The organism is Pseudomonas sp. YJ42 (assembly GCF_047225135.1).
Classification (GTDB): Bacteria; Pseudomonadota; Gammaproteobacteria; order Pseudomonadales; family Pseudomonadaceae; genus Stutzerimonas; species Stutzerimonas stutzeri_E.
In genome coordinates, this window is record NZ_CP178378.1 from 2,916,330 (window position 1) to 2,928,540 (window position 12,211).

The window sequence follows — 12,211 nt, forward strand, 5'->3', positions numbered from 1 at the left end:
GCGCCGCAGAAACCCTTGTGGAAAGCGGCGTTAAGCCGTTTACAAGCTGCTCGGCATCTTAGCAGCGGCTTTTGACTTTATTCCATAAGTGCATCACAAACGCATATGGCAATCCTGAACATCCTAGAATTTCCCGATCCCCGGCTGCGCACCATAGCCAAACCGGTGGACGTGGTCGACGATGGCATCCGCCAGCTGATCGACGACATGTTCGAGACCATGTACGACGCCCCCGGCATCGGCCTGGCCGCGACGCAGGTCAATGTCCACAAGCGTGTGGTGGTGATGGATCTGTCCGAGGACAAGTCCGAGCCGCGAGTTTTCATCAACCCCGAGTTCGAGTTCCTGACCGACGAGATGGAGCAGTACCAGGAAGGTTGCCTGTCGGTGCCCGGTTTCTACGAGAACGTCGACCGCCCGCAGAAGGTCAAGATCAAGGCATTGGATCGCGACGGCCAACCCTACGAGCTAATCGCCGAAGGCCTGCTTGCGGTGTGCATCCAGCACGAATGCGATCACCTCAACGGCAAACTCTTCGTCGATTACCTCTCCACTCTCAAGCGCGACCGGATCAAGAAGAAGCTGGAAAAGCTTCACCGTCAGCAGGCTTGATCACCGACCCGAAGGCTTGCAGCAGCAAGCCTTTTTTATTTATTGACGAGTCCTTCCATGCGCATCGTTTTCGCCGGAACGCCGGAATTCGCCGCTCAGCATCTGCAAGCCCTGCTCGATGCCAATCGCCAGGTAGTGGCGGTCTACACGCAGCCGGATCGGCCGGCCGGACGCGGGCATAAGCTGATGCCCAGCCCGGTCAAGCAGCTCGCTCTACAGCACGGGATTGCCATCCATCAACCGCAGACCCTGCGCGACCCCGCGGCCCAGGCCGAACTGGCTGAACAGAACGCCGACCTCATGGTGGTGGTGGCCTACGGATTAATCCTGCCGCAAGCCGTGCTCGATCTGCCGCGCCTGGGCTGCATCAACAGTCACGCCTCGCTGCTGCCACGCTGGCGCGGCGCCGCGCCGATCCAGCGCGCGGTCGAAGCTGGCGATGCCGAATCCGGAGTGACCGTGATGCAGATGGAAGCCGGGCTGGATACCGGGCCCATGCTGCTGAAAGTCCGCACACCGATCGCCGCCGACGATACCGGCGGAACCCTGCATGACCGGCTCGCCATGCTGGGTTCGGAGGCGGTGGTCAAGGCCGTCGCCGCCCTCGAAGCCGGCACGCTCCGCGGCGAGGAGCAAGACGACAGCCAGGCCACCTACGCACACAAGCTGAACAAGGACGAGGCGCGCCTCGACTGGAGCCGCCCGGCTGTCGAGCTGGAGCGCCTGATACGGGCGTTTCACCCCTGGCCGATCTGCCATAGCCGGCTGGACGAGGCCGCTGTGAAGATTCACGCCGCTCGCCTGGCTTCAGCACAGGGCGCGCCCGGCCAAATCCTCGATGCCGGCAAGGACGGCCTGCAAGTCGCTTGCGGTGAGGGCTCGCTGCTGCTCACCCGACTACAACTGCCCAACGGCAAGCCGCTCAACTTCAGCGATCTGTACAACAGCCGACGTGAGCAGTTCACGCCTGGCAAGGTGTTCGTCTGATGTCGATGAATCCGCGTCTGGCCGCCGCGCGCGCGCTCAGCGCCGTGCTGTCCGGCAAGGCCTCGCTGAACAGCAGCCTGCCCGAGGTGCTGAGCAAGGTAGACGCCCGTGATCGCGGCCTGACCCAGGAACTGGCGTTCGGCACCGCTCGCTGGCAACCGCGTCTGGCCGGCCTCGCCGAGCGACTGTTGCAAAAGCCATTCAAGGCCGCCGACCGCGACGTCGAGGCTCTGCTGCTGGTTGGCCTCTACCAGCTGTTCTACACCCGCATTCCCGCTCATGCCGCCATTGGCGAAACCGTCGGCTGCGCGGAAAAGCTTAGAAAACCATGGGCCAAGGGCCTGCTCAACGCGGTGCTGCGCAATGCCCAGCGCGATGGCGAAACATTGCTCGTCGAACTGGAACACGACCCGGTGATTCGCTTCGCCCATCCGCGCTGGTTGCAGAAATCCTTGAAGGCGCACTGGCCCGAGCACTGGCAGGCGATCTGCACGGCGAACAACCTTCATCCGCCGATGATGCTGCGGGTCAACCATCGCCAGACCCGGCGTGACGCCTACCTTGGCGAGCTGCAGAGCGCCGGCCTCGAAGCCTTTGCCTGCGCCCACAGTGAAGACGGCATCCGCCTGGCCGCGGCCTGCGACGTCAACCAATTGCCGGGCTTCGCCGAAGGGCGGGTCAGCGTGCAGGACGAAGCGGCACAGTTGGCGGCCGGGCTGCTCGATCTCGCCCCGGGGCAGCGCGTGCTGGACGCCTGCTGCGCGCCCGGTGGCAAGACCTGTCACATCCTCGAGCGCGAGCCGGCGCTGTCCGAGGTCATCGCGTTGGATCTTGAGCCTAAGCGCCTTCAGCGCGTTCAGGAAAACCTCAGCCGCCTGCAATTGCAGGCCAAACTGGTCGCGGCCGATGCCCGCGCGACCGAGGTTTGGTGGGACGGCCAACCGTTCCAGCGCATCCTGCTCGATGCCCCCTGCTCGGCGACTGGGGTCATCCGCCGCCATCCGGACATCAAGTTGGCCCGCCAGGCCGACGACATCGCGCCATTGGCGATCCTGCAGGGCGAGATGCTCGACGCGCTGTGGCCGACGCTGGCAATCGGTGGCGTGCTGTTGTACGCCACCTGCTCGGTGCTGCCGACCGAGAACCGCGAGGTGATCGAGGCCTTCCTGGCGCGCATGCCTGGCGCCCGTGAGCTGGATTTGCCGAGCGGTTTCGGTGTCGAACAGTCCCATGGGCGTCAGTTGCTGCCGCAGGAAAACGGCCACGACGGCTTCTACTACGCCAAACTGATAAAAATCGCGGCCCAACCCAATGGCCATAATTCGTAAATGAGCCAGGCAGCATGCTTCGGCCAATCATGGATGCGGCGGCCTGCCGCCTTTCAGGAGTGATCGCGTGAAGATCATTATTCTCGGTGCAGGGCAGGTGGGCGGCACGCTCGCCGAAAATCTCGCCAGCGAAGCCAACGACATCACCGTGGTCGACACCGATGCCGATCGTCTGCGCGATCTTGGCGACCGCCTGGACATTCGCACCGTGGTCGGCCGCGGCTCGTTTCCCACCGTGCTGCGCCAGGCGGGTGCGGACGATGCCGACATGCTGGTGGCGGTGACCAACAGCGACGAAACCAACATGGTCGCCTGTCAGGTGGCCTACACCCTGTTCCACACCCCGACGAAGATTGCGCGGGTACGCGAGTCAGCGTACCTGACCCGCTCAGGTCTGTTCAGCAACGAGGCGATTCCGGTCGACGTGCTGATCAGCCCGGAGCAGGTGGTGACCAACTACATCAAGCGTCTGATCGAGCATCCCGGCTCGCTGCAGGTGATCGACTTTGCCGAAGGCAAGGCGCAATTGGTGGCGGTGCGCGCTTACTACGGCGGACCGCTGGTGGGTCAGGAGTTGCGCCAACTGCGCAAGCACATGCCCAATGTCGACACCCGCGTGGCGGCGATCTTCCGCCGCAACCAAGCGATCATGCCGCAGGGCGATACGGTGATCGAGGCCGACGACGAGGTGTTCTTCATCGCCGCCCGTGGGCATATTCGCGCCGTGATGAGCGAGATGCGCCGCCTCGATGATTCCTATCGGCGGATCGTCATTGCCGGCGGCGGGCATATCGGCGAGCGACTGGCCGAAGCCATCGAAAGTCGCTACCAGGTGAAGATCATCGAGATGAACCCGGCGCGCTGCCGCTACCTTTCGGACACCCTCGACAGCACCATCATTCTTCAGGGCAGCGCCTCGGATCGCGATCTACTGGTGGAAGAGAACATCAATGACGCCGATGTCTTCCTCGCGCTGACCAACGACGACGAAGCCAACATCATGTCGTCGTTGCTGGCCAAGCGTCTCGGCGCGCGCAAGGTGATGTGCATCATCAACAATCCAGCCTATGTCGATCTGGTCCAGGGCGGCGAGATCGACATCGCCATCAGCCCGCAGTTGGCCACCATCGGCACCTTGCTGACCCACGTGCGTCGCGGCGATATCGTCAGCGCCCACTCGCTGCGTCGAGGCGCGGCGGAGGCCATCGAAGTGATCGCCCACGGCGATTCGCGCTCGAGCAAGGTGGTCGGCCGCGCCATCGGCAAGATCGGTCTGCCGCCAGGCACCAGCATCGGCGCGGTGATTCGAGACGAGGAGGTGCTGATCGCCCACGACAACACCGTCATCGAATCCGGCGATCATGTGATCCTGTTCCTCGTCGACAAGAAGCATATCCGCGATGTAGAACGGCTGTTCCAGGCCGGCCTGACCTTCTTCTGAATTCAGAGCACCTCGGCAGCCACCGCGTCCACCGCACTTTTGGCGATCTCGACGACCTGATCCGCTTCCGCCTGGGTCAATACCAGGGGCGGGGCGAAGCCGAGGATGTCGCCCTGCGGCATGGCGCGGGCAATCATACCGCGCTCCAGGCAAGCGGCCGAGACCCGCGGGCCGACCTTCAGTGCCGCATCGAACGGCGTACGGCCCTTGCGGTCAGCCACGAACTCGAGCGCCGCGAGCATGCCGATGCCGCGCACCTCGCCGACCAGGGGATGGTGCTCGAAGGTCTGGCGCAGCTGAGCATTGAGATAGGCACCCACTTCAGCGGCATTGCCGGGAATGTTCTCCTTTTCCAGGATGTCCAGATTCGCCAGCGCCGCGGCGGCACAGATCGGGTGCCCAGAGTAGGTCCAGCCGTGCCCCATGGCGCCGTCAAGGGTCGAGGCTTCGTCTATCGCATCCCATACTTTTTCGCCGACGATCACCGCCGATAACGGTGCGTAGGCACTGGTCAGGCCTTTGGCCGTGGTGATCAGGTCCGGCTTCATGCCGAACAGCTGGCTGCCCATTGGCGTACCCAGACGGCCGAAGGCGCAGACCACCTCGTCGGCGATCAAAAGGATGTCGTATTTCGCCAGCACCGCCTGGATCGCCTCCCAGTAACCCTTGGGTGGGACGATGATGCCGCCCGTGCCCATCACCGGTTCGCCGATGAAGGCAGCGACGGTGTCCGGCCCTTCGCGCTCGATCAGTTGCTCCAGGTCATCTACGCAATGGCGCACGAAGGCCGCTTCGTCCATGCCGGCCGGGGCTTTGTAGAAGTGCGGGCAGGCGGCGTGCTTGATGTCCGCGTGTGGCAGATCGAAGTGCTGATGGAAACTGGCCAGGCCGGTCAGGCTGCCGGTCATGATTCCCGAGCCGTGATAGCCGCGCTGACGGGAGATGATCTTTTTCTTCTGCGGGCGGCCGAGCACGTTGTTGTAATAGCGCACCAGCTTGATCTGGGTCTCGTTGGCATCCGAGCCGGAGAGGCCGTAATAGACCTTCTTCATACCCTCAGGCGCCCAGTCGATGATGCGCCGCGACAGTTCGATGATGGCCTCGGTCGAGTGGCCGACGTAGGTGTGGTAGTAGGCCAGTTCCTTGGCTTGCTGGTAGATGGCCTCGGCCACCTCGGTGCGGCCATAACCGATGTTCACGCAGTACAGCCCGGCGAAAGCGTCGATCAGCTCGCGGCCTTCGTGGTCACGGATACGGATGCCCGAGGCGCCGGTGACAATGCGCCCTTGGAGCGCCCCGCTGGCATGGTCGTGGGCATGGGTGGACGGGTGCATGAAGTGGGCACGATCCTGGGCGAAGAGGGTGTCGTAGTCATGGCTCATGGGCTTCTCCTTTTGCGGTGATGGATGGGGCTCGGATTCCGCTTCCCTCATCCTGACCCACCCTTAAGGGCGGAAATGGCTCGGCTTGTCTGGCAGGCTGTTTTCGGTCCGCCAGTTTGGTGTTGGCTCTTCGGCTAGTGGCCAGGTTCTGTGGGAGGCGCGACCCGCGGCGAGCGGCGCCAACCCGGAGTCCGAAAAGCTTCGCCCCGGGGTCGGGCCTCCCACAAAAAACGCAGTGCACGGCGCCCCTTGTGGGAGGCGCGACCTCGCGCCGAACGACGCCAATCCGGAGTTCGAAAAAGCTTCGGCCCGGGGTCGGGCCTCCCGCAAAAAAACGCAGTGCACGGTGCCCCTTGTGGGAGGCGCGACCTCGCGCCGAATGGCGCCAACTCGGCGCCCGAAAAGCTTCGGCCCGGGGTCGGGCCTCCCACAAAAAAAGCAGTGCACGGCGCCCCTTGTGGGAGGCGCGACCTCGCGCCGAACGACGCCAATCCGGAGTTCGAAAAAGCTTCGTCCCGGGGTCGGGCCTCCCACGAAAAAAGCAATGCACGGCGCACCTTTGTGGGAGGCGCGACCTCGCGCCGAATGGCGCCAACCCGGCGCCCGAAAGCTTCGGCCCGGGGCCGGGCCTCCCACGAAAAAAAGCAGTGCACGGCGTCCCTTTGTGGGAGGCGCGACCTCGCGCCGAATGGCGCCAACTCAGAGTCCGAAAAGCTTCGCCCCGGGGTCGGGCCTCCCACGAAAAAAACAATGCACGGCGCCCCTTGTGGGAGGCGCGACCTCGCGCCGAACGACGCCAACCCGGCGCCCGAAAAGCTTCGGCCCGGGGTCGGGCCTCCCGCAAAAAAACGCAGTGCACGGTGCCCCTTGTGGGAGGCGCGACCTCGCGCCGAATGGCGCCAACCCGGAGTCCGAAAAGCTTCGCCCCGGGGTCGGGCCTCCCACGAAAAAAAAATGCACGGCGCACCTTTGTGGGAGGCGCAACCTCGCGCCGAATGGCGCCAACTCAGAGTCCGAAAAGCTTCGCCCCCGATGTCGGGAGCTCCCACGCAAGCGACCCGAGCATTGCGCCAACTCAGTGCCACAGCTTCGCCCGACCCACCAGTCCATCAGTAACGCTGACCTTGATGGTGGATGCAGACGTACTTGGTCTCGACGAAGGGCTCGAAGCCCTCGCTGCCGCCCTCACGGCCGAGGCCGGAGGCTTTCATGCCACCGAAGGGGATCGGGTGTCCGGTGAATTTGGTGCCGTTGACCGCGACCATCGCATGATCGAGCCGACAGATGAGCGGGTGAACGAGGTCCAGCCGATTCGAGCAGATGTAGGCCGCCAGCCCGTATTCAGTGTCGTTGGCCATGCCGACCGCCTCATCCAGGCTGTCGAACGGCAACACACCGGCGATCGGAGCGAAATTTTCTTCGCGGTAGATCCGCATGTCGGTGGTGACATCAGCCAGCAGCGTCGGCTGCCAGAACCAGCCGCCGAGCGCGTGGGGCTCGCCGCCGGCCAGCAACCGAGCGCCTTTGTCGAGCGCGTCGGCGACCCGCGCGGCGGTGGCGTCGAAGGCCGCCTGGTGCATCAACGGGCCGATCTGACTGCGCTCATCCACGCCAGGGCCAACGCGCAACTCATGCACGGCGCGGGCAAAGCGCATCAGGAACGCTTCATAAACGGGTCGCTGGACGAGGATGCGGTTGGCTGCGCAACAGTCCTGACCGGATGTTTGGAACTTGGCGTCCAGCGCCACCTGCACGGCGTGCTCGAGATCGGCATCTTCGCAGACGATCAGGGGCGCATTACCGCCCAGTTCCAGAGCCACTTTTTTCACCCCGGGGGCGGCAGCCTCCAGTATCAAGCGGCCGACCCGGGTCGAGCCGGTGAAGCTCACTGAACGCACACGCGGGTCCCGTACCAGGGTTTCCATGACCGTTTGCGGTTCGCCCAGTACCACATTGAACACGCCAGCCGGCAGGCCCGCCTCTTCGGCGAGCTGAGCCAGGGCGAAGGCCGAGTAGGGCGTTTCATGCGCTGGCTTGACCACCACCGTACAGCCGGCCGCGAGCGCCGCAGCGGCCTTGCGGGTGATCATCGCGCTGGGGAAATTCCATGGCGTGAGCAGGGCGCAGACGCCGACCGGCTCCCTCAGAGTGCTCAACTCGGCATCGACGATATGGCTCGGGATGGTCCGGCCATACAGCCGCCGCGCCTCCTCGGCGAACCAGGGAATGAAACTGGCGGCGTAGCGGATCTCGCCTCGCGCCTCGGCCAGCGGCTTGCCCTGTTCCTCGCAGAGGATGGCGGCCAGGTCTTCCTGGTGTTGCAGGATCAAATCGGCCCAGCGCTGCATAAGGGCCGCCCGCTCATCCAGGCTTCGCAGGCGCCAGGACGCAAAGGCCCGTTCGGCGGCATCCACCGCGGCGACGATCTGCTCGCACTCAAGCATCGGTACATGACCGATCTCGGCCTGGCTGGCCGGGTTGTGCACGGCGATGCTGGCGCCGCTGGGGTTGTGCACCCATTGCCCGTCCACGTAGCAAAGCGATTTCAGCAGCAGGGGGTGTTTGAGCGACATGGCAGTGTCTCCGGGCCGATGGGCATGGGAGACATGCTAGGGAAGGGCGGCTTGGGAGTTTTTCTGTAGCGGCTCGATTGGCGGGTGGATTTTTCTGTTTGGCGATGGGCAAACAAGAAAAGCCTGGAGGCTGGAGGCCTACGGTGGAAAAGGCTTCGCCGTTTTCCACCCTACGGGTAGGAGCCAAAGCGCTTTTTGCGCTTTGGCCGAGGCGGCCGTTTATGCGGTAGCGGTCTTCTGCTGCGGCAGCATGCGCACGATGGCATTGAGCAACACGCCGTAAAGCGGCACGAACAGCGCCAGGCTGACGGCCAGCTTGATCACATAGTCGACGCTGGCGATCTCTACCCAGTTGGCCGCCATGAACGGATCGTCGCTGTGCCAGAAGGCAATGGAGAAGAACACAAAGGTGTCCAGCAGATTGCCGAATATGGTCGAGGCACTGGGCGCTACCCACCACTGGCGCAGTCGCCGCAGCCGGTCGAATACCTGAATGTCGAGAATCTGACCGAAGACGTAGGCGAGAAAGCTGGCAATGGCGATGCGGAACACGAACAGGTTGAACTCGCCGAGCGCCGCGAAACCACTGAACGCCCCCTGGTGGAACAACACCGAGACCACGTAGGACGCCACCAGCGCCGGGACCATGACCCGCGCTATCACCTGCCGCGCCGGGCCCTTGCCGAGCAGGCGCACGGTCAAGTCGGTGGCCAGGAAGATGAACGGGAAGCTGAACGCGCCCCAGGTGGTATGCCAGCCGAACAGGGTGATCGGCAACTGCACCAGGTAGTTACTGGCGATGATGATGAGGATGTGGAAGGTGATCAGACCGGCGAGGGTGACCCGGCGGACCGACGAAGGGATCTGCAGCATGGTATGTCCTTTTTGAACGTGATGGGGTGAGGGAACCCATTTGCCGAGCCAACAGGGCCGAGGCGGCGCGCATTCTAGGGGCAAACCGACCCTGCGGTACAGACGCGCTGGTCAGAACGCCTCGCTGTTCGGCGCCGAGCGCTCATCATCGAGCCCTGCCGGCGGGCCTCCTTCGTCGCGCTTTACGCTCTTGGTAACGATATAGGTGTAGTAGCGCTCGATGCCCAGATCCTCCAGCAGTAACTGGTCGATGAAGCGCTGGTAGTGGTCGACATCGCGGGCGCGGATCATCGCGATGTAGTCGATACCGCCGCCGGTGGCGTAGCAGAAGGCGACTTCCGGAGCCTCGGCCAGGCGCTGCTCGAAGCGGCGCATGTCCTGTGCGGTGTGCCGCGCCAGGCTGATCTCCACCAGCACCTGCTGGGTCCGGAACAGCGCGCCCCAGTCGATCAGCGCACGATAGCCGCGCACCAACCCGGCGGCCTCGAGTTTGCGTACCCGCTCCCAGGCCGGGGTCACCGACAGGTTGATGGCCTCGGCCAGCGCCGACTTGGTGATGCGGCCATCCCCGGACAGGATGCGCAGGATCTTCAGGTCATAGCGGTCGAGCTTGTGCATGAACTCTCCTTCTCGATGCCCTGGCCGTTAGCGCTGCAGTTGACGTTCGCCCTCCGGCAAAAAGGCGAATGAGGATGGCCGCCACAGCGGCGGGCGAAGGGCCGCTGCACAGCGCCCTCACCCTACCACCTCGGCGATCACCGCCAACGTATCGCCGCTTTGCACTCGTCCCGGAAAGTGTCGGGCGCTGATCAGGCCGCTGCGCCGTGCTCGGTACTCCACCGGCGCGGCACCGGTACGGCGCACATCGTGCACCCGCGCCACCAGCTCGCCTTGCTGCACGGTTTCGCCCAGATCCTTACACAGCTCGAGCAGCCCGTCGCTCTCGCTGCACAGGTAGCAATCGCCGTCCGGCATATCCAGCATCACCGACTCGGCCGGCTCGAACTCGCCGTCGAGCAGTTCGAAATGGATCAACAGGTTTCGCACGCCACGTTCGGCGATGGCCAGACTCCAGGCGCTGATGGAGCCGCCACCGCCGAGCTCGGTGGTGACGAAAACCTTGCCCTGCGCCTCGGCCGCGGTGTCGTACATGCCCAGCGCATCCTGCTCCAGCATGCGCATGCAGTAGGGCGCCGCGAAAGCGCGCATGCCGGCCTCGCAGCGCGCCTGCTGGGCCTTGTCCGGCAGCACGTGACAGGCGGCGAAGGGCAGGAAGTCGAGGGTTTTACCACCGGAATGGATATCCAGCACGAGATCCGCCAGCGGTAGCAGGCTGCGCTGGAAGTAATCAGCGATCTTCTGCGTCACGCTGCCATCCGGGCGGCCGGGAAAACTGCGGTTCAGATTGCCCTGGTCAATCGGCGAGGTACGAGTACCGGCCCATACCGCTGGCGCATTCATGAACGGCACGATGATCACCCGCCCTTGCACGCGCGCCGGGTCGAGGCTTGCGGCCAGCTTGCTTAGCGCCAGCGGGCCTTCGTACTCGTCGCCGTGGTTGCCACCGGTGAACAGCGCGGTGGGCCCCACGCCGTTCTTCACCACGCTGATCGGGATCATCACCGCGCCCCAGGCCGAATCGTCACGCGAGTAGGGCAGGCGCAGATAACCGTGCTGCACGCCGTCTCGCTCGAAGTCGACGGTGGGGCTGATGGGGTTGCGCAACGGCGTTTCGCTCATGGCTAATCCTTGACGTAAAGCTTGCGTGGCAAGTCGCAGAAGGTCTCCATCCCGGTCTCGGTGATCAGGATGCTCTCGGTGATTTCCAGTCCCCAGTCGTCCATCCACAGCCCAGGGATGAAGTGGAAGGTCATGCCCGGCTCGAGCACGCTTTCGTCGCTTGGGCGCAGGCTCATGGTCCGCTCGCCCCAGTCCGGCGGGTAGCTGATCCCGATTGGGTAACCGCAGCGGCTGTCCTTCTGGATGTCGAACCTGTCCAGCACCTTGAGAAAGGCGCGGGCGATGTCGCCGGTGGTATTGCCCGGACGCGCGACTGCGAGGCCCGCGGAGATGCCCTCGACCACCGCCTGCTCGGCCTCGAGAATGTGCGCCGGTGGCTTGCCCAGGTAGATGGTGCGCGACAGCGGGCAGTGGTAGCGCTTGTAGCAGCCGGCGATCTCGAAGAAGGTGCCGGCGCCCAGTCGGAACGGGTTGTCGTTCCAGGTCAGATGCGGCGCACTGGCGTCGGCGCCAGTCGGCAGCAAGGGCACGATCGCCGGGTAGTCACCGCCGTGACCCTCAACGCCGAGGATGCCGGCGCGGTAGATGTCGGCGACCAGCTCGTTCTTGCGCAGCCCCGGTTCGATACGCTCGTAGATCGTCTCGTGCATGCGCTGGACGATGCGCGCGGCGACGCGCATGTACTCGATTTCCTGCGGCGACTTCACGGCTCGCCGCCAGTTGACCAGCGCGGTGGCGTCGAAAAACTGCGTCTGCGGCAGGTGCTGCTGCAGCGAGCGGAAGGCGGCCGCGCTGAAGTAGTAGTTGTCCATCTCCACGCCGATGGCCAGTCGGTCCCAGCCGCGCGCAGCGATCACCTCGCGCGACAGATAGTCCATCGGATGGCGCACGCTGGACTGCACGTAGTGGTCCGGGTAACCGACGATATCGTCGTCCGCCATGAACACCGTGCGGCGCGCACCGTTGGCGTCCTGGTCACGGCCGAACCACAGCGGGTCGCCCTCGAGGGCCAGCAATACGCATTGGTGCACGTAGAATGACCAGCCGTCATAGCCGGTCAACCAGGCCATGTTCGATGGATCGCTGACGATCAACAGCTCGATACCGTGGGCCGCCATGACCTGGCGAACCTTGGTGATGCGCAACGCATATTCCTCCCGACTGAACGGGAGATTGACGACGATTTCGGACATCTTCTTTGCCCTCGTGGGTGGACCGCGCTTGCTCTGCAGGGGCGAGCTGGCTCGCGAGCCGCAAGGTGCGGCCCGAGCGCGA

At 64.3% G+C, this 12,211-nt stretch carries 10 protein-coding genes; 4 read left to right on the forward strand and 6 right to left on the reverse strand.

The window, feature by feature from the left end; translation table 11 throughout:
• Positions 1–105: 105 nt before the first annotated feature.
• The 4 genes from def to trkA all read left to right on the forward strand — a co-directional run bounded on the left by def (position 106) and on the right by trkA (position 4,368).
• Positions 106–612, forward strand: coding sequence for a peptide deformylase (gene def / locus ACL0K2_RS13435; protein ID WP_045159982.1), 507 nt, complete (start codon positions 106–108; stop codon positions 610–612).
• 57 nt (positions 613–669) lie between these two features.
• Entirely contained in the window at positions 670–1,599 is a 930-nt protein-coding gene (fmt, locus tag ACL0K2_RS13440) for a methionyl-tRNA formyltransferase (RefSeq protein WP_413042826.1), read from the forward strand.
• Positions 1,600–1,604: 5 nt separating this feature from the next.
• Positions 1,605–2,927 (forward strand): 16S rRNA (cytosine(967)-C(5))-methyltransferase RsmB, encoded by a 1,323-nt coding sequence (gene rsmB, locus ACL0K2_RS13445; protein WP_413044469.1) that lies wholly within the window; start codon positions 1,605–1,607, stop codon positions 2,925–2,927.
• Positions 2,928–2,994: 67 nt separating this feature from the next.
• Positions 2,995–4,368, forward strand: coding sequence for a Trk system potassium transporter TrkA (gene trkA / locus ACL0K2_RS13450; RefSeq protein WP_045159979.1), 1,374 nt, complete (start codon positions 2,995–2,997; stop codon positions 4,366–4,368).
• Between the two features lie 2 nt (positions 4,369–4,370).
• Here trkA and ACL0K2_RS13455 read toward each other — a convergent pair whose 3' ends face one another.
• The 6 genes from ACL0K2_RS13455 to doeA all read right to left on the reverse strand — a co-directional run bounded on the left by ACL0K2_RS13455 (position 4,371) and on the right by doeA (position 12,129).
• Positions 4,371–5,750 carry an aspartate aminotransferase family protein gene (locus ACL0K2_RS13455; protein WP_413042827.1) on the reverse strand — a complete coding sequence of 460 codons (1,380 nt, stop codon included), beginning with the start codon at positions 5,748–5,750 and terminating at the stop codon, positions 4,371–4,373.
• Between the two features lie 1,109 nt (positions 5,751–6,859).
• Positions 6,860–8,323 (reverse strand): NAD-dependent succinate-semialdehyde dehydrogenase, encoded by a 1,464-nt coding sequence (locus ACL0K2_RS13460; RefSeq protein WP_413042828.1) that lies wholly within the window; start codon positions 8,321–8,323, stop codon positions 6,860–6,862.
• 219 nt (positions 8,324–8,542) lie between these two features.
• Complete coding sequence (locus ACL0K2_RS13465; protein ID WP_413042829.1) at positions 8,543–9,196, reverse strand: 7-cyano-7-deazaguanine/7-aminomethyl-7-deazaguanine transporter; 654 nt, start codon at positions 9,194–9,196, stop codon at positions 8,543–8,545.
• 111 nt (positions 9,197–9,307) lie between these two features.
• Positions 9,308–9,814: an Lrp/AsnC family transcriptional regulator gene (locus ACL0K2_RS13470; RefSeq protein WP_045159975.1), complete on the reverse strand. Its 507-nt coding sequence runs from the start codon at positions 9,812–9,814 to the stop codon at positions 9,308–9,310.
• Positions 9,815–9,931: 117 nt separating this feature from the next.
• Entirely contained in the window at positions 9,932–10,936 is a 1,005-nt protein-coding gene (gene doeB / locus ACL0K2_RS13475) for a N(2)-acetyl-L-2,4-diaminobutanoate deacetylase DoeB (RefSeq protein WP_413042830.1), read from the reverse strand.
• A gap of 2 nt (positions 10,937–10,938) precedes the next feature.
• Complete coding sequence (gene doeA / locus ACL0K2_RS13480; RefSeq protein ID WP_413042831.1) at positions 10,939–12,129, reverse strand: ectoine hydrolase DoeA; 1,191 nt, start codon at positions 12,127–12,129, stop codon at positions 10,939–10,941.
• Between the last annotated feature and the right edge of the window lie 82 nt (positions 12,130–12,211).